Genomic DNA, 17,863 nt, shown 5'->3' with positions numbered 1-17,863 from the left:
TGAAGTGATGAATAGCGAACGTCGGTAATTGGTCTGGCGCTCTGGACGCTCTCAAAGCTGTGATCCGTTAGTATTTGACCCTCCACTTGCTGGAAGGATTAGCTATGAGCTTGTTGGGTTCGCATCTGCGCCCACTCTGCGTTCAAACTCTAAGGAAAACTCAATATGAACTTTGTGAAGTTATCCCTTGCAACAGCGCTCGCAGCGGCAGCATTTTCGCTCCCAGCTTTGGCTCAAGATACTGAATTCCAGCTTCCCGAACAGTGCATCACATCTTCCACAATGGGTGAGATGGACCATTCAGCCATGGGCCATAGTGATGGAATGATGGCGCCTGAGAGCGCTGACCTCAGCAACTCTCCCGAACATGTTCAGGTGAATATGCGAAAGATGATGATTACCATGCCTGCCATGGAGCAAGGTATGATGAATGAAGATCCCGATGTCGCATTCGCTTGTGGCATGATTGCGCATCACCAAGGTGCCATCGACATGGCGCAGGTCCTGCTCGACCATGGCGATGATCCAGATATGATTAAACTTGCTGAGGAAATCATGGAAGCTCAGGTTGGTGAAATTGAGCTTATGAAAAATTGGCTAACAGCAAACGTGAACTGATCTGAAACGGGCTGCATAGTTCAAAACTGTGCAGCCCTTTCCAAGAACGCTCATTTCTAGAAAGGCTCGGCGATAGACCGTTTTGCGCCGCTACAAACCTCGTTCACAACCCAAACAGCGTTAAGGGTCTTGCCTCATTGGTGAAAGAAGCCTTTCGCAAGCCCTGCAGCAAGAACAATAGGTGCTCAAACCCGACATCCGCTGCACCTGCGCACAGCTGGTCACGCTCACGCGCGAAAGTGAAGGACGGTAGGGCGGGGGCTCCCCCGCCACTCAAGTATCGTGGCGGCAGGACCCGACCTATTTTTCCAGCGCTTCAATACGGGCTTTCAGCGCTTCGTTCTCTTCGCGCGCTTTCTGCGCCATCGCACGGACCGCGTCGAATTCTTCGCGGGTGACGAAATCACGGTCGGCCAGCCAGCGGTCCATCATTGACTTCATCGCTGTCTGCGCTTCGTCCTTGGCGCCCTGGGCCACGCCCATGGCATTCGTCATCAACTGGCTGATGTCATCGAGGATCTTGTTGTTGCTCTGCATGGTGTACTCCATCTGCTGCTTGCCCTTTATATGGGCTTTCGCGCGCAGCACCACAACCCAAGGCAAGAGCGGTTGACTTTGCCGCACCGCCAGACAAGGAATAGCGCCATGTTCGCAGCCATTCCCTTCCCCGATATCTCGCCCGAGATTTTCTCGTTCACGCTCTTCGGGGCCACCATTGCCCTGCGCTGGTACGCGATGGCCTATATCGTGGGGATCGCGCTTGGCTGGCAGCTGATCAAACTGGCCCTGAAACGCCCTGCATTGTGGCGCAATGGCGCGCCGATGCAGGTCTCGCAACTCGAAGACCTGCTGACATATATTGTCGTCGGTGTCATTGGCGGCGGACGTCTGGGATATGTGCTGTTCTATAAACCCGCCGATTTTCTGTCCGCACCGCTGGATATCATCAAGATATGGGAGGGCGGCCTGTCCTTTCATGGTGGTTTTCTGGGCGTTGTCGTCGCCGTCTACCTCTTCAGCCGCAGACATAATGTCCCCCTGCCCGATCTGGCCGATATCATCGCCGTCGCCGCCACCCCTGCAATCCTGCTGGTGCGGATCGCCAATTTTATCAACGCCGAACTCTGGGGCCGCCAGACCGATCTGCCGTGGGGTGTGATCTTCCCGGGCCAAGCCGCCCAAGCCTGCGCAACCGCGTTAGAGCCTTGCGTGCGTCACCCATCGCAACTCTATGAGGCGGGGCTTGAAGGGCTGCTGCTCGGGACGATCCTGATCCTGCTCGCCTTCCGCTTTGGCGGGTTGATGAAACCGTGGCTTTTGTCCGGCGTCTTCTTCACGGGCTACGGCATTGCGCGTTTCCTTGTGGAATTTGTGCGCCAGCCGGACGCACAATTCGTCACGGTCGGTAATGAACTGGGTCTGGCGTTCCACATCGGCGGCTACGGGCTGACCATGGGCCAGACACTGACCCTGCCGATGATCCTCGTGGGCCTTGCCGTTGTGATCAGGGCCGCACGCAAATGACCGCCTTGGGTGATCTGCTGATCGCCCGCATCGCGCGGACCGGACCGATCACTCTGGCCGATTATATGGCCGATTGCCTGATGCACCCCGAGCACGGCTACTACGCCACGCGCGATCCCTTCGGGGCTGCGGGCGATTTCACCACAGCCCCCGAGATCAGCCAGATGTTCGGCGAGCTGATCGGGCTGGCACTGGCCCAAGCGTGGATCGACCAAGGACAACCCGCGCAGATCACGCTGGCCGAACTTGGCCCCGGTCGCGGGACCCTGATGCAGGACGCCCTGCGCGCCACACGCGGCGTGCCGGGCTTTCACCAGGCACTCTCGGTTCATCTGGTCGAGACCTCCCCCACACTGCGCAAAGCCCAGAGCGCGCGCATTGCGCACGCCACATGGCACGACAGTATCGCGACACTGCCCGACGCGCCGCTCTACCTGATTGCCAATGAGTTCTTCGACGCCCTGCCGATCCGCCAATTCATCCGCAGCGGCGACGGCTGGCGCGAAAAGATGGTCGGCGTGACGGATGGCGCGCTCGCCTTCGGGCTGTCAGCAGCGGCACCCATCGCGGCAGTCGAACACCGCCTCACAGACACGACAGAGGGTGATCTGGTCGAGATTTGCCCCTCCCTTCCCGCCATCACGGAAACCATCGGCGCACAGATTGAAAGATCCGGCGGTTGCGCGCTGATCATCGACTACGGTGACTGGCAGTCACTGGGCGACACGCTGCAAGCGCTGCAATCCCAATCCTACAGCGAACCGCTTGCAACCCCGGGCCAAGCTGACCTGACCGCGCATGTCGATTTCGCTGCGGTCGCCGCCCATGCCGCCCCTGCCAAATATACGCGCCTGACCTCCCAAGGCGTCTTCCTTGAACGCCTCGGGATCACCGCCCGCGCACAGGCGCTCAGTGCGAAACTGGCAGGTGAGGCCCGCACGGCCCATATCGCCGCACATCGGCGCTTGACCCACCCTGCCGAAATGGGCGACCTTTTCAAAGTGATCGGCCTTTATCCGTCAACCGCAACACCACCTCCCGGACTGGAGCCATGACGCTCGACATTATTACCTCGCCGCTTCTGGAAAATGTGCCGCACGGGTTCTTCACCCGCGCAGGTGGCGCATCCTCTGGCGTGTTTGCGGGGTTGAACTGCGGCTATGGCAGCTCGGACCAGCACGAGATCGTGGCGATCAACCGCGCGCGCGTTGCAAAAACGCTGGGCGTGGATGCGGAAAAACTTGTCGGTGTGCATCAGGTTCATTCGGCCGATGTCGTCACACTGGGCACACCCGTGACACCCGCCCCCAAAGCCGACGCGCTGGTCACCGCCACCAAGGGCGTCGCGCTCTCCGTCCTGACCGCCGACTGCCAGCCCGTGCTGTTTGCAGATACGCAGGCGGGCGTGATCGGGGCGGCACATGCGGGGTGGAAAGGGGCCGTCAACGGCGTGCTTGAGGCGACCGTCGCCGCGATGGAAAACCTGGGTGCGACGCGCGCCAACATCGTGGCGGTCATCGGCCCCTGTATCAGTCAGGCCAACTATGAGGTCGGGCCAGAGTTCTACGACACATTCGTTTCCGCTGATCCCCAATTCGACCGCTTTTTCCGCCAAGGCAAAGGCGACCGGTCCTACTTTGACCTGCCTGCCTTCGGGCTTTTCAAGCTCAAGCAATGCGGTATTGCGTCAGCCTCATGGACACATCATTGCACCTACGCGCATCCCGACCGATTCTACAGCTACCGGCGCAGTGTCCATGAACGCCAGGCCGACTATGGACGGCTCATTGCAGCAATAAGGCTGTAAACCGGCGCCGTTTAACGAAATGAGGCAAGACCTGCCTAGGTTTGTTAAACAAGCATCTCTTCGGCACACTCCAGCCTCGGATAATTTCTATAATTATCAAAGATATCCGCCCTTTTTGCCGAATTAATGCACGCGACTGAATCTTTTCCTCAGTTGGTCAAAATCTCGCCAGTATGATCCCGCATCCTGATCCTCAATCAGCGCCCATAAAGGGCACCAAGAAAAAAGAGGTATCACCATGAAAAGCCGCTGGCAGAAGTCACTCGAAGCTGCAGTCGCCACATATGACACGCCAATGCCTTGGGCACGTGGCAGCCTGCGTGAAGCCATGATCGCACGCCGTTCAGAAAATGCTGGCGATACAGTGCAACCTCTCGAACGCATCGCACAGGGCGCTTAACGCGCCCCGCCTTGGACCTTTACTGCCCTGTGCGGCAGGTGGCACCGGGCAAAAAAGGAAGATGCAGCCATCCGAACGATACTGCGCCGTGTGTTGGGGCAGGTCTTGGTTGCATCGATTTGCCGGGCATCCGTGCCCCGCAAATCAGAACAACTGTAACTATTGCTCAGATGTTGTTGGTGGGACAGCAGATGACGTCAGCTCTGAAAAGGCTTTTTTGATGGAACCCTCCCCGACTTCCGGCACGCAGCATGCGATCGATATTTTCAGCCAGCAAATCAGGCTTACGCCTGCCCAGCGGCAACATGCGAAAACGCAAAACAGCGATGTTGCGCAGCGCAAATACGAGGTGATGTACCTTGATGCGCAAGGCCGCTTTAACGAGTTCAACACAATTGCCCGCGCCCATCCGGCCTTTGAGGAAGCGTTCTCCGTCCTCGGCCATGCGGCAATCGTGCAGACCCAGAACGGCTTTATGTCTGTCGAAGACGTAATGCCGGGCGACGATGTGCGCCTTGCCGATGGCAGCTATGAAAAGCTGTTGTGGCGCGGCCGGATCACGCTTGGTCCCGCAACAAATGCGGCCAATTCAAAACAGCCCATGATGACACGGATCACCGGCGACGCCCTCGGCTACAGCCGCCCCTCGCAGGATCTGGTGCTGGGGCCATCGGCCCGTCTGCTACACCGTGCGAACGGTATCCGCCGCGTAGCCGGCAGTGATGCCGCCTTCATCCCCGCTGCCGACTTTGTCGACGGCAACACTGTGCTCAGCCTTGAGCCTGCAACGCCCGTCAGCGTCTTCCAGTTCGGATTTGCCGGGCAGCGCTGTGTCGTGGTCAACGGGTTGGAAATCGAAACACTGCACCCCGGTTCCGCCTTCAACCTCGGCCTGCGGGGCGATGCATTGCGCGAATATCTCTCGCTCTTCCCCCACAAACGCGGCTTTGAAGACTTTGGCTTGATGGAGCACCCGCGCCTGCGGATGCGCGACCTCGAACTACTCGGCTAGGACCTGCGGGGCGATCTTCACCGATCTCCCCCAGAACCGCCACAAAAGCAGTGCTGCGGCGATGGCCAGCCCGATCACGAGACCCAGCCACAGCCCCACCGCACCAAAGCCCAAGGTAAAGGCCAGCAGATAGCTGACCGGCAATCCGATCACCCAATAGCTGATCGCCGCCATGACCATTGGCACGGCTGTATCCTGCACACCGCGCAACAGGCCGAGCGCCAGCACCTGCAACCCGTCCACCAGTTGGAACAAGGCGGCAACCATCACAAGGCTCGCACCGATGCGCAGCAAATTGGCGCGTTCCGGTTCATTGGGGTCGATGAAGAGCGACACCAAGAACTCTGGCATCGCCAGAAAAATGAGCGACGTGATCACCGCATAGATCGCTGACATCCCGATCGCCGTCATGCCGCCACGGCGCAAGGATAATTCATCCCGTCGCCCCAAGGCACGGCCCGCCCGCACAGTGGCCGCCTGACTGAAACCGATATGAACCATGAATGTCAGGCTCGCCAACTGGATCGCGATGCCATGTGCGGCGAGCTCAATCGGCCCGATCCAGCCGACCATTATGGCAGAGGCGCTGAACAACCCGCCCTCGGCCAGCGACGTGGCACCAATGGGCCAGCCCAGCATGAAGACGCGGCGCAGGATCGTGCCATCACTGCGCCAGAAATTCTTGAACAGTTCAAATTGCGGCAGGACACGCAGGATATAGATCATCAACAGCAGAACCGTGATCAGCGTCACGCTCAAAGACGCAATCGCCGCTCCCATGATCCCCAGTTCCGGCATACCCCAGTTTCCGAAGATCAGCGCATAATTGATAAAGACATTCAGCACCGCCGTCCCGATCGTCGCCCACAGAATAATCGCCGTGTGTTCAAGTGCCGCCAGAAAGGACTTGAACGTCATGACGATCAGCGCAGGGATCATCTGCCAGATCACGATCTGCAGATAGATATGGGCCAGCCGCGACACCTCGGCATCCTGTCCGATGGCGATCAGGATGTCTTCGGCCCAGAAGAACGGGATCGTGACAATGAACCCGTAGAAGATCGACAACCACAACCCCATCCGCGTGACGCGTCGTACCTGCACTTCATCACCCTGTTCCGCAGCCGAAGCCACCAAAGGTGTGACCGCCTGCGCGAACCCTGCGCCCACGATGAAGATGACAAAGAACAACGTGCCGGCGATGGTCGAGGCGGCAAGTGCAGTGACATCATACCAGCCCAGCATCACCGTATCGGTGATATGGATGGCAAACTGCGCCAGATTGCTCAGGATCAGGGGCATCCCCAGTTTCCAGATCGCACGGCTGTGGTCTTGATATGTTTGTGCGACAGGTTGCATGGCCAAACCCTTAGGCCCGTTCCGCGTGCCGGTAAAGTGCAATCAGATGCTGCGCAGCACCAATTGGCTGGCAAGCAAGACGACAATCGCACCCGCCAGAATCTCGGCCCAGGCCAGGGTGCGCGCCACCGCCCCGTGCTGCACCAACTGCAAGGCGCTTTCGCGCAACCCAACAGCGGCGAAGGCCACCATCACGGTAATGCTCGCGGTGCCAAGACCCATGACAAAGGCCCCGATGATCCCCGCCCAGTCGATGCCCAACCGCCACGTCAGGATCAGCAGGAACAGCGCGCCTGTGCAGGGCCGGACCGCAATCGTGCCGATCACCACAGCCGCATCCCGCCAAGAACGCACAGTCTCGGCCTGTTCCATCGTCGGCCCATGGGCATGCCCACAAGACGCACAGACGTCACCGTCGCCTTCATGCGCATGGTCATGCTTGGGTCGCAAATGGCGCAAACCCCGCAGCATCAACCATAGCCCGACTGCGCCTATCAATGCATAGCTAAGCGGGGCCAGCACATCATCGGCCACCCCTGTCATTTGTTCGCGCCCCCAGCCGAAAACAAAGACGGCCGCGTAGACCAGCAGCACCGCTGTCAGCGCCTGCGCCAATGATGCGCCCAGCGCCAGCCCCGCCAAGCGCCGTGCAGGCACCCGCGTGCCTGCCCCATAGCCGCCAATCACCAGCTTGCCATGGCCCGGCCCTGCGGCGTGCACAAACCCGTAGGCGAAACACAGCCCCCAAAGCGTGGCCAGCGCCCCCGCTTCACCCGCGCGCAATCCGCGCAGGGCCGCAGCCATGGCGTTTTGCACATCCCGCTGGGCAGCACTGGCATAGCGCGTCACCTGATCGGCCCCGCCCCAGCCCCAAAGCCAAAGCGCCAGCATCCCGAAGGCGGCAAGGATCAGAGCGGGCCAGCGCATGTCACCACAATCGTGTCCGCAAACGCATCGCCAATGGCTGGGAAGTAGTCGTCGGGACCAACCTCATCGGCGCTTTGCCCGTCAAGCAGGCTTTCAGCGAGCGCATAGGCGGCATCGATATCGGCGGGAATGACCTCAGCACTGCAATCATCGCGCCCTTCGATCAGCACAGGACGGCGCAAATCATAAGCGGTGTAAAAGCTGGGGTCGTACACCCGTATGTGTAGCGGTGACGCGCGATCGGGCACATCCGGTACGGGCCGCAGATGTGTTTCCAGAAAGAGCCCCTCAACATAGGTCATGCGGTGATCCTGCTTTTCCCCCAAAGCCAGCACCGCACCACCCTGCGCGACCTCGAGATCACCGGCATATTCGGGGGGCCAAGCTGCAATCTGGCTGTCGAGCACGGCCTGTTCATCAGCGGTCAGGACCAGATCGCCATCCATGTCGATGCCAAGATCGGTTGTTACCAGAAGCGAAAACAGATCGTCATATTGCCAATCAAGCTTGATCCCCATGTCGCCGGCCTCATCAAAGACGACGGTGACCTGTGCTTGCACAAACACATGCGGGTGGGCGGCCGCGGTGACGGGGACGGCCAAAGCGGCAAGAAGGGGAAGGACAACACGCATGCAGCCTATGTAGGGGTATCTTGGCGCATCGACAATGCGCTTGCAGCCACCGCCCCGCAGCGATCAATTTTTTGCCAAAAATTGACCTCAGAGCCCCAAGATTTTTCGTCGAAAAATCTGTGGTCACGCTGTAGGCGCAAGCCACCCGCGATAATGCACCATCGGCGCACCTGTGATGGGGGCCGACAGCGCCACGTCAAAATGGAACCGCCCCGCATCTTCATATTCCCGCGCCACACTGACCGGCAAAAGAAAGCGTGGAAAAGGCACAGGCCCCACGCGCCCCGCCTGCACAGGAAAATGCAACTGCCCGTCTGCTACGTGCAGCCCCAGCGTAAAGGTAAAGGGACCGAAACGCTCGGTCATCTGCCCGTCCTGCACGCGCAGGAAAGACCAAAACCGCGCGGCGCCGAACTGGCGCTGCCACAACTCACCGCCCTGTTGCGGGGTCATGGTGACGGTGACATCAATATCATCCGTGGCAGGTGGAAACCGGAATGCAAAGGCAATCAGCCGCGCCCAAAGCGACGCACCCCTCGTCACACTGGCCCGCCCGCGCCAGATGGCAGGGCCGCGCATATCATGCAAATCCCGCACCACGGGCGGCAGGGCGTCATAATCCGCCCCGAGATAGCCCGCAAAGAGCGGCGGCTTTGAGGTCACCTCAAGACTTCGCGCCAGGAATGTTTGGGCGCAAATCCGACCATCCGCTTGGCCTTGTCATTGGCATAAAACGTCTCGTCAGGGCGCATGTCGCGCTTTACTGGCACGCCTTGATAGAACCGTTCGATCACCTCGTCTGATGTGATCCCCACCGACAGATCATCATTCGAGACGTTGAAGACCTCATACCCCAAACCATCGGTCTTGAGGCAGCAATCCACCATATGACCCAGATCGCGGGCATCAATATAGGCAAAGATGTTGCGGCGGCGCAGGGCGGGGTCCGCCATATAGGCAGGGAACTGGGTGGCGTATTCATGCGGCTCGATCACATTGTTGATCCGCAGCCCGTAGATATCAATGCCGCTGCGGGCCTGAAACGATTTGCCCGTCACCTCGTTACAAACCTTGGACATGGCATAGCTGTCATGGGGGACGGTCGGATGGTCCTCATCAATGGGCACGTATTCAGGTTTCAGCTCGCCATCGGCAAAACAGACGGCATAGGTCGTCTCGGAGCTGGCAAAAATTACCTTGGGGATGCCCAGCTTTACCGCCGCCTCGATCACATTATAGGTGCTCAGCGTATTCTGGCGAAAACATTCGCCATCGGTGCCGATCATCACGCGCGGCACGGCGGCAAAATGCACCACAGCGTCATATTTGGGCACGCCGGTGCCCGGCTCAAGCTCATGGAAATCGGCATATTGCGACATCGCGCCAATCACCTGCCCCGCATCACACAGATCCACCAGCAATTCCGACACATCAAGCCCTGACGGGGTGCGGTCGGCATTGACGACCGTATGGCCCTGCGCCTGTAAATAGGTAATCGCATGGCGCCCTGCCTTGCCGCTGCCGCCTGTGAAAAATACGCGCATATCGTCCTCCTGGTGTTTGACGCTAAACTAGCCCGCTGCGCGCGATCCGCAAGCATTCGAGATTGCCCCCTGCACGCGCGCCTGCCATTATGTCCCAAACCAAAGAAATGAGCAGTACCATGGCCAACGACCTCCTCTCCGGGGCCAGCCCCGACGACTACAACGCCGACAGCATCGAGGTGCTTGAGGGGCTGGAACCCGTGCGCAAACGCCCCGGCATGTATATCGGCGGCACAGACGAACGCGCGCTGCACCATCTGGTGGCCGAAGTGCTTGACAACTCTATGGACGAAGCGGTCGCAGGGCATGCCAACCGGATCGAGGTGGAACTGCACGCGGATTATTCCGTGACGATCAAAGACAACGGGCGCGGCATCCCGATTGATCCGCACCCGAAATTCCCCGACAAATCCGCACTCGAAGTCATTCTCTGCACGCTGCATGCAGGCGGCAAATTCTCGGGCAAGGCCTACCAGACCTCGGGCGGTCTGCACGGTGTGGGCGCATCGGTGGTCAACGCGCTGTCCGACAGCATGGTCGTGCAGGTGGCGCGCAACAAGGAACTTTACGAACAACGGTTTTCGCGCGGCATCCCGCTGGGGCCGGTGCAAAAACTGGGGCCCACGCAAAACCGGCGCGGCACCACGGTAACCTTCCACGCGGATGCGGAAATCTTCGGCAGCCAGCGGTTCAAACCCGCCCGCCTCTTTGCCTCGATCCGCTCCAAGGCCTACCTCTTTTCGGGTGTCGAAATCCGCTGGAAGTCCGAAATCGACGACAAGGAAACCCCGCTTGAGGCCACCTTCCACTTCCCCGGCGGCCTGTCGGACTACCTCAAGGAAACGCTGGGCACCGCATCCACCTACGCCGACAAACCCTTTGCCGGCACCGTGGACTTTAACGAAAAATTCGGCGAACCCGGCAAGGTGGAATGGGCGATCAACTGGACGCCCGTGCGCGACGGTTTCATCCAGTCCTATTGTAACACCGTGCCCACCCCCGAAGGCGGCACGCATGTCAGCGGTTTCTGGGCCGCGATCCTGAAGGGGATCAAAGCCTACGGTGAACTCTCCAACAACAAGAAAGCCGCCCAAATCACCCGCGAGGACCTGACCTCGGGCGGTTGCGCGCTGGTGTCCTGCTTTATCCGCGATCCGGCCTTTGTGGGGCAGACCAAAGACCGGCTGTCCTCGGAAATCGCCGCCAAAATGACCGAAGGGGCGGTGCGTGACCACTTTGACAACTGGCTGGCCAATGACACGAAATCTGCCGGTGCGATCCTTGATTTTCTGGTGCTGCGCGCCGAAGAACGCCTGCGCCGCCGCCAGGAAAAAGAAACTGCGCGCAAATCGGCGACCAAGAAACTGCGCCTGCCCGGCAAGCTGACGGATTGCACCAGTAAGGACCGCGCCGGAACCGAGCTTTTCATCGTCGAGGGCGACAGCGCGGGTGGATCGGGCAAAGGCGCGCGCAACCGCGTCAATCAGGCGCTTCTGCCGCTTAAGGGCAAGATTTTGAACGTGCTGGGGGCCGCCTCATCGAAACTGACCACCAACGCCGAAATCAACGACCTCTGCGAGGCGCTGGGTGTCGGCATGGGCACGAAATTCAACATTGACGACCTGCGCTACGAGAAAATCATCATCATGACCGACGCCGACGTCGACGGCGCGCATATCGCGTCACTGCTGATGACGTTCTTCTTCACGCAGATGCGGCCCCTGATCGACAACGGCCACCTCTATCTGGCCTGCCCGCCGCTCTACCGCCTGACCCAAGGCGCGCGCCGTGTCTATGTGGCCGACGACGCCGAGAAAGAGGCGGTCATGGCCAAAGGCCTTGGCGGCAAAGGCAAGATCGACGTGCAACGCTTCAAGGGCCTGGGCGAAATGGACGCCAAGGACCTCAAAGAAACCACGATGGACCCCGCCACCCGCAAACTGATCCGCGTCACCGTGCACGACGACGTGCCGGGGGATACCGCCGATCTGGTCGAGCGTCTGATGGGGAAAAAACCGGAGTTGCGGTTCCAGTATATTCAGGAAAACGCGCGGTTTGTGGAGGAGTTGGATGTTTGAGTGACGCACCTTTGAGAACCGTTGGAGAGCCGCATTTTAGACCCTTAGGAGACCCGCTTTGCTGAAAATCGATGACTTGCCCAAGCAACCCGAAGACGCCCTTTTCGTGCTAATGCCGGCTTTCATTCGGTTGGCGCGATCAACACCTGGGGGCGGACCTGTGATAAGGATGGCGAATAAGCAGAACTACGACTTAATGTACGTGTATTTTATGGCATGCGAAACTGCTGCAAAGCGTATTAACGATGACAACTTTAGGGGTTTTGCGGCTCGCCAATTTGAAGCGTTGTTAGATAAACAGGGTCCAGAAATTGCGACTGCTTTGAACAACGTCTTCCAAGCTTTGTGTGTGGTAAGAATGGATGAGCACTTCTTATCAGAAGAAGATGAAAACGAATTTGAAAGAGCTGCGGTTCCAACCGAGGAAAGAGTTGCTATTCGTGAAGCGCTCGAAACTGCTCGGCAGTTGACCGCCACAGCGCGGTTTCTTGAAGATAAGCAGAAAAGAAGCGTACTGCACAAGATATCAAAAGCTGAGAGTGAACTTTTCAAGGACAAAGTTGGTTTTTCGGCATTTATGGCTGCAGCCTATGAGGTATCGGGTCTTGTAAAGCAGTTTGGCAAGGACGCTGAACCTTTAGCTGAAGCAATCCAGACAGCAACAACAAAAACTGAACGTCATTTGTCGGGTTATGAGGCCCTTGAAGCCCCTAAGAAGCCCAAGCAGATTGAGGGGCCCAAAGGCGAAGAATAAGCCAAGCAAAAATCTGACAATCACGTCGGGGCAGGCCCCGACCTACCGGCGCGACGCTTGATTGTTGGCGCTGGTTTCTACAATTATTGACATATCAAATTACCTCGGAGGTAAGAATGATAGTGCGTTGGTTCAGGGCGGTGCGATCTTGGGAAGACAAGCATAAGATAGGAAATTCAGGATCTATTGCGTATGCTCTTTTTGCAATCGTTCTGCCGTGTGTGTTTGTATTCTTGCTTTCGATCTTGTTGGAAAGTTTCTCTGTAATTCTCTCAAGAGAAACCACGTTTTTGATTGCCGTTGGTGTCTGTGTTTTTGCTTTTATCTTATTATGGATGAGTGAGTTCACCAATAAAGGAGAGGATTAGACGCGGCCATTCGCCTTGTCACAATAATGCCGGACAATCTGACGCATCGCAGGATAGCAAAAGCGCCCTCCGAGGGGGGGTCAGGCGCTGCCCGGCGAGGCCGGGCGGGGTGTTTTGTGAGGGCATCGCCAACGTTGCCGGGGAGAACCCCGGCCTACGGGTGCTGCGGCGTAGGTCGGGGTGCTCCCCGGCACACCTGCACCACATGACATGGCATGTGGGGGTAGGCCCCAACCTACGGGTGCGTCCTCTCGTAGGGGGGGTGAAACCCACGTGGCCCCCAAGGATAGGCGCAAACCTCGCATCAAGCACAACGCAGCCCCGGACCTGATCCGGGGCCTCTGCCGCTCGGTGTGGCGAGGTCCCGGGTCAAGCCCGGGACTGCGGGCACACACCAGCCCCGTCTTTGCCCCTGTGTACATACGCATTGTGTACAGCTTGTGTACGCAAAACATACGCCCCTTTCCCTTGCGTCACGCCGCCCTATTTACCCCTTATGCGCTATTTGATCCTTGCCCTTTTCCTCGCCACGCCCTTGGCCGCACAAGAGATTGAAACCGATCTCGAACTGGTGCTGCTGGCCGATGCTTCCGGCTCAATCGACGCCGACGAGTTGCTGTTCCAGCGCCAGTCCTACGCCACAGCAATCACCGATCCGGCGGTGGTCTTGGCAATCCAGAACACGCTTTATGGCTCGATTGCGGTGACCTATGTGGAATGGGCCACCAACCAGGCCACGGTCGTGGACTGGACCGTCATCACCGATATGGACAGCGCCACGCGGTTCGCCGCCGCGCTGATCGGCCCGCCCCGTCAGGCGCGCGGGCGCAACGCCATCGGCTCGGCCCTGCTCTACGGGATGGCGCAGATAGAAAACAATGATATCAGGGGCTTCCGCCGCGTGATCGACTTTTCCGGCGACAGCATGGGCAACACATTCGGCCCGCCCATCACCCAAGCACGCGATGAGGTCGTGGCCAATAACATTACCATCAACGCCCTGCCGATCCTGCGGAACGGCGATTTCATGGGCAACAGCCTGCCGCTGATGTACGAGCAGAATATCATCGGTGGCCCCAACGCTTTCGTGATGCCCGCGCTCAGCGGGCCCGAGTTCACCGACGCGGTGCGCCGCAAGCTGATCCTCGAGATCGCAGGGACAACACCCCAGACCGAATATGCCTCACTCCTGCTGGAGGGATTGCAGGTAGGCCAGTAGGTCGACAATCGGCTGCGACGTCATGATGGGCTGGCCTGTCTCGGCTTTGGTGGCCACATCGGTGCCTTCAAAGAAATCCCCGTAAACCGGCATCATGCTGCCATGGCTGACCAGCGGATCACGCCCGTCGATCCGCATGATCACACGTGCGGTCGGGAACACATCGCCATTTTCGGCGGCCAGCCGTGTCAGGTTGCTGGGCGCCACAACCAAAGACGGCGACATCGGCCCGTTACCCGTGGCCGCATTGCCGTGGCAGGTGGCGCAATAAAAGCCGAAAAGCGCCTCGCCCTGCATCGCATCCTGCGCTGCGACAGGGGATGCAAGGCCCAACGCCAGTATCACGGGAAAGATACGCATCACGGTCTCCTCTATGCTGCTGGGATCAGCCTAGGCAGAGGATGCGCCTTCTGCGTTGATGCAAATCAACTAGCGCAGTGTCAGTCCACCAATCGCAGCCCGGATCACGCTGTTGGTGTCATCACTGTCACCCGACACGGCCAGCCCGATCAGCGCGCCCTTTTCGCCGCCAAAAGCACGGGCATAATCCGCCGCCAGATCAACGCTTTCGCTGAACGATCCCGTCCCCGCCTGCCGTAGTGCAACCGTCACCCCCTGCCCCGCAGGACCGTAAGGCGACGGGATCACCTGCCCGCGCGCATGGTTGCCACCCCAGGCGTACTGGATGATCCGCACATCATCATTGCCCAGCAGGGCGCGGATATTCGCCCCTTCAAGGCTGGGCGCAATGCTTTGCGGCACAAACACAAAGTAGAGCGAGATGTTACGATCATCTCCACCTTTCAGGCTCAGATCGGTGGGGGGTACGGATTGTTCTACGGTCCAGTTCCATGTCGCGCCACGCGTCCCCCAATTTGCTGGTGCGACGCGGCTCCAGGCGATGGACACGGACCCGTCCGACACCAGTCCGAGGTTCTGGCCAAAAGCATAGTCGTTCGAGCTGAAGAGCGAGAGGCGCTGCTCTTGCCAGCCGTTGTCAAATCTTACTTCGGCTGCCTGCGCGCTTGCGGCTATCCCGAGGGCGAAAACTGTCGCAAAAATCCGGTGCATGAAAATATCCTGTTTACAGTGTCAGGATAAAACTAGCCCAGTTCCAATGCGCAGGAACCCGACATCTGCCGTTTTCACGCGAACGTTAGCGCAGGTTACTGCTGGATGGATTCCAGATACTCGGACAGCAGCAGGAGCTTCATGGGCACCGGTGTGCCCAACCCCTGCTCTTCCACAATCACGGTCTCGCCCAGATCACCAGCGCCGAATTCCGGCATCGCGGTGCTGAAATGCGCGCCACGGTCCAGCCCGTCGATGGTGCTCATGACCTGATTTACGGGAAAAACACCACCGTTGCGGGCCGCAATCGTGGTCAGATCAGGCGGGGCCACGGCCAGATCGCGCGCTGCCGGGCCATCCCCTTTGCCATCGGCCCCATGGCAACTGGCGCAGTTTTCCATATAGGCTGTCCGCCCGTCGATGGGTTCTTCGACACAAGCCGTCAGGCCCAGCGCCAGCAAAATTATGACGTACCGCATATCAGCCTCCTGTTTTGACCAGACTGTAACAAAAGCACGCAATCTGCCACCATGATTTGTATCAATCAGCAGATTACCGACGCTCACGCAGTCTCAAGCACACCGCCATTCAGACGTACCTGTCGATCCATCCGCGCGGCCAGTTCAAGGTTATGTGTCGCAATCACGGCCGCAAGGCCCGTATCACGCACCAGCCCCATCAGCGCCGCAAACACCTGATCCGAGGTGTCGGGGTCAAGGTTTCCTGTCGGCTCATCCGCCAGCAAAAGCGCAGGTTCATTGGCCAAGGCACGGCAGAACGCCACCCGCTGTTGTTCGCCCCCCGAAAGCGCCGCAGGACGGTGGCCCGCACGCGCCGCAATCCCAACGCGATCAAGCAAGGCCATTGCGTGTTTCTCGGCCGCTTGCTCGGAACGGCCGTTGGCCAGTTGCGGCAGGACGATGTTTTCGAGCGCAGAAAATTCCGGCAGCAGATGGTGGAACTGATAGATAAACCCCACGGTTGAGCGGCGCACCGCCGTGCGTTTGCGGTCAGACAGGCGGGTCATATCCGTGCCTTCGATCTGCACGGTGCCGTCGTCGGGGGTATCCAAAAGGCCTGCAATATGCAGCAAGGTGGATTTACCCGCACCTGAGGGGGCAACCAGTGCCACCACCTCACCCGGTTTGACGTCCAATGAAACGCCTTGCAGGACACGCACCTCGTTCGGTTTGCCTGCGTTGTAGGTTTTTGTCAGGTCCGCGACCTGAAGGGTGAAATCACTCATAGCGCAGCGCCTCGACAGGATTCATGCGGGCGGCACGGCGCGCAGGAAAGATCGTGATAATCCACGACAGGCCCAGCGACAGCGACACCGCCTTGAGCACATCAACAAGCCGCAATTCGGCGGGAATGTTGTAAATCCCCCTGATGGACGGATCCCAGACACCGCCCCCCGCGACATAGTTCACAAAGCTGAAAATCGTGTCGATGTAGATGGCAAAAAGGCAGCCAAGGATCACGCCCAGCGCAGTCCCGATCGTACCAATCCCCGCGCCGCAGATAAAGAATATCCGCAGGATCGATCCTTCGGTGAGGCCCATGGTGCGCAGGATGCCCACATCGCGCCCCTTGTTTTTCACCAGCATGATCAGCCCGCTGATAATGTTCATCGACGCCACCAGCACGAGGATCGACAGGATGATAAACATCACATTGTCCTCTATCGTGAGCGCGCGCAAAAACCGCCCCACGCGGTCCTGCCAGCTATAGGCCCACATGCCGGGGCCTGCGGCATTGGCGATGTCCTGCTTGAGAACCTCTGACTGGTTCAGATCATCCAGCCGGATTTCCAACTCATCGGCAACACCGTCGCGGTTCATGATCAGCTGTGCGACGTCAAAGGGCAGATAGACGCGCACCTCATCAATCTGGAAGCGGCCTGTCGAGAAGATGTAAACCACTTCATAGGCATTGCGCCGTGTGGCCTGACCCATGGGTGTGGATGCGCCCGAGCGCGTGGTCAGCTCAATCCGGTCGCCGATATCAAGGCCAAGGTTCGCCGCCAAAGCAGAACCGATCGCAATCCCGTTCGGCAGGTCGTCGATGTTGCCCGAGGTGCGTTCACTTTGCACAATTGCATCTGACGCTTTCAGATCTTCCAACCGGATACCGTGAATATCCGCCAGCCCGATCCGCCCCGACGGACCCGAGGCCATCGCCTGCCCGCGGATCAGCGGCGCGACGGTCCGCACCCCCTCTACCGCGCGGATATTGTCGGCGACCTGTTCGAAATCCGTGATCACCCCGCGTGGCATCACCACGCTCACATGGGCGTTGGCCCCCGCGATTGTGTCAATAAACTCGGCGCGAAAGCCCGAACGCACCGCCAGCGTTGCAATCAGCGCAAACACTGCGAGTGTGACACCGATCAGGCTGATCCATGTCATCACGCTGACACCGCCCTCGGCACGTTTGGCGCGGATATAGCGCCACGCGATCATCCATTCGAATTTTGCAAAGGGACGTGTTGTCCTGACCTCGGCCATAAATGCTCCTGCTTGGGTTTGCCGCAAGGTGGTGCGCGGGGGC

Annotated in this window: 20 protein-coding genes; 9 read left to right on the top strand and 11 right to left on the bottom strand. The window is 59.1% G+C overall.

Annotated elements, in window-relative coordinates; translation table 11 throughout:
* Window positions 1-165 precede the first annotated feature (165 nt).
* Window positions 166-618 (top strand): DUF305 domain-containing protein, encoded by a 453-nt coding sequence (locus SJY29_RS03215; RefSeq protein WP_400086747.1) that lies wholly within the window; start codon window positions 166-168, stop codon window positions 616-618.
* Between the two features lie 300 nt (window positions 619-918).
* On the opposite strand, the gene SJY29_RS03210 is transcribed toward SJY29_RS03215, so the two are convergent.
* Window positions 919-1,155: an accessory factor UbiK family protein gene (locus SJY29_RS03210; RefSeq protein ID WP_110280027.1), complete on the bottom strand. Its 237-nt coding sequence runs from the start codon at window positions 1,153-1,155 to the stop codon at window positions 919-921.
* Between the two features lie 108 nt (window positions 1,156-1,263).
* Here SJY29_RS03210 and lgt point away from each other — a divergent pair, with 108 nt between their 5' ends.
* The 5 genes from lgt to SJY29_RS03185 all read left to right on the top strand — a co-directional run bounded on the left by lgt (window position 1,264) and on the right by SJY29_RS03185 (window position 5,361).
* Window positions 1,264-2,142 carry a prolipoprotein diacylglyceryl transferase gene (gene lgt, locus SJY29_RS03205; protein WP_400086744.1) on the top strand — a complete coding sequence of 293 codons (879 nt, stop codon included), beginning with the start codon at window positions 1,264-1,266 and terminating at the stop codon, window positions 2,140-2,142.
* Entirely contained in the window at window positions 2,139-3,197 is a 1,059-nt protein-coding gene (locus tag SJY29_RS03200; RefSeq protein WP_400086742.1) for a class I SAM-dependent methyltransferase, read from the top strand. The genes lgt and SJY29_RS03200 overlap by 4 nt, the downstream gene beginning before the upstream one ends.
* Entirely contained in the window at window positions 3,194-3,949 is a 756-nt protein-coding gene (pgeF, locus tag SJY29_RS03195; RefSeq protein WP_400086739.1) for a peptidoglycan editing factor PgeF, read from the top strand. The genes SJY29_RS03200 and pgeF overlap by 4 nt, the downstream gene beginning before the upstream one ends.
* Window positions 3,950-4,187: 238 nt before the next feature.
* The gene (locus tag SJY29_RS03190; protein WP_181417171.1) at window positions 4,188-4,349 is read left to right on the top strand and encodes a hypothetical protein; all 162 of its coding nucleotides are present in this window, start codon (window positions 4,188-4,190) and stop codon (window positions 4,347-4,349) included.
* Window positions 4,350-4,569: 220 nt separating this feature from the next.
* Window positions 4,570-5,361 (top strand): Hint domain-containing protein, encoded by a 792-nt coding sequence (locus SJY29_RS03185; protein ID WP_400086736.1) that lies wholly within the window; start codon window positions 4,570-4,572, stop codon window positions 5,359-5,361.
* Here the strand turns inward: SJY29_RS03185 and SJY29_RS03180 are convergent.
* From SJY29_RS03180 to SJY29_RS03160, 5 genes are all read right to left on the bottom strand, one after another.
* Window positions 5,350-6,720, bottom strand: a complete 1,371-nt coding sequence (locus SJY29_RS03180; RefSeq protein ID WP_400086733.1) for an MATE family efflux transporter — start codon at window positions 6,718-6,720, stop codon at window positions 5,350-5,352. The two genes, SJY29_RS03185 and SJY29_RS03180, sit on opposite strands and share 12 nt — an antisense overlap.
* A 42-nt stretch (window positions 6,721-6,762) precedes the next feature.
* Window positions 6,763-7,647 carry a nickel/cobalt transporter gene (locus tag SJY29_RS03175; protein ID WP_400086730.1) on the bottom strand — a complete coding sequence of 295 codons (885 nt, stop codon included), beginning with the start codon at window positions 7,645-7,647 and terminating at the stop codon, window positions 6,763-6,765.
* Window positions 7,629-8,279 (bottom strand): DUF1007 family protein, encoded by a 651-nt coding sequence (locus SJY29_RS03170; RefSeq protein WP_400086727.1) that lies wholly within the window; start codon window positions 8,277-8,279, stop codon window positions 7,629-7,631. Before SJY29_RS03170 ends, SJY29_RS03175 begins: the two co-directional genes overlap by 19 nt.
* Window positions 8,280-8,402: 123 nt before the next feature.
* Window positions 8,403-8,942, bottom strand: a complete 540-nt coding sequence (locus tag SJY29_RS03165; protein ID WP_400086724.1) for a DUF4166 domain-containing protein — start codon at window positions 8,940-8,942, stop codon at window positions 8,403-8,405.
* Window positions 8,939-9,823, bottom strand: a complete 885-nt coding sequence (locus SJY29_RS03160) for an NAD-dependent epimerase/dehydratase family protein (RefSeq protein WP_400086721.1) — start codon at window positions 9,821-9,823, stop codon at window positions 8,939-8,941. Before SJY29_RS03160 ends, SJY29_RS03165 begins: the two co-directional genes overlap by 4 nt.
* A 119-nt stretch (window positions 9,824-9,942) precedes the next feature.
* Between SJY29_RS03160 and parE the strand changes: the two genes are divergently transcribed.
* The 3 genes from parE to SJY29_RS03145 all read left to right on the top strand — a co-directional run bounded on the left by parE (window position 9,943) and on the right by SJY29_RS03145 (window position 14,242).
* The gene (gene parE, locus SJY29_RS03155; protein WP_400086718.1) at window positions 9,943-11,901 is read left to right on the top strand and encodes a DNA topoisomerase IV subunit B; all 1,959 of its coding nucleotides are present in this window, start codon (window positions 9,943-9,945) and stop codon (window positions 11,899-11,901) included.
* 58 nt (window positions 11,902-11,959) lie between these two features.
* Complete coding sequence (locus SJY29_RS03150; protein WP_400086715.1) at window positions 11,960-12,655, top strand: hypothetical protein; 696 nt, start codon at window positions 11,960-11,962, stop codon at window positions 12,653-12,655.
* A gap of 864 nt (window positions 12,656-13,519) precedes the next feature.
* Window positions 13,520-14,242: a DUF1194 domain-containing protein gene (locus tag SJY29_RS03145; protein WP_400086712.1), complete on the top strand. Its 723-nt coding sequence runs from the start codon at window positions 13,520-13,522 to the stop codon at window positions 14,240-14,242.
* On the opposite strand, the gene SJY29_RS03140 is transcribed toward SJY29_RS03145, so the two are convergent.
* The 5 genes from SJY29_RS03140 to SJY29_RS03120 form a co-directional block, all read right to left on the bottom strand.
* On the bottom strand, window positions 14,207-14,602 hold the full coding sequence (locus SJY29_RS03140; protein ID WP_400086709.1) for a c-type cytochrome: 396 nt from the start codon (window positions 14,600-14,602) through the stop codon (window positions 14,207-14,209). The two genes, SJY29_RS03145 and SJY29_RS03140, sit on opposite strands and share 36 nt — an antisense overlap.
* Before the next feature lie 69 nt (window positions 14,603-14,671).
* A complete protein-coding gene (locus tag SJY29_RS03135; RefSeq protein WP_400086706.1) occupies window positions 14,672-15,313 on the bottom strand; it encodes a DUF3047 domain-containing protein in 642 nt (213 codons plus the stop codon).
* 95 nt (window positions 15,314-15,408) lie between these two features.
* On the bottom strand, window positions 15,409-15,792 hold the full coding sequence (locus SJY29_RS03130) for a c-type cytochrome (protein ID WP_400086703.1): 384 nt from the start codon (window positions 15,790-15,792) through the stop codon (window positions 15,409-15,411).
* Window positions 15,793-15,875: 83 nt separating this feature from the next.
* Window positions 15,876-16,559, bottom strand: a complete 684-nt coding sequence (locus SJY29_RS03125) for an ABC transporter ATP-binding protein (RefSeq protein WP_400086700.1) — start codon at window positions 16,557-16,559, stop codon at window positions 15,876-15,878.
* Window positions 16,552-17,820, bottom strand: a complete 1,269-nt coding sequence (locus tag SJY29_RS03120) for an ABC transporter permease (RefSeq protein ID WP_400086698.1) — start codon at window positions 17,818-17,820, stop codon at window positions 16,552-16,554. Before SJY29_RS03120 ends, SJY29_RS03125 begins: the two co-directional genes overlap by 8 nt.
* Between the last annotated feature and the right edge of the window lie 43 nt (window positions 17,821-17,863).

The organism is Yoonia sp. R78084 (assembly GCF_044595625.1).
Classification (GTDB): domain Bacteria; phylum Pseudomonadota; class Alphaproteobacteria; order Rhodobacterales; family Rhodobacteraceae; genus Yoonia.
This window is presented reverse-complemented; position numbering and strand designations above follow the sequence as displayed.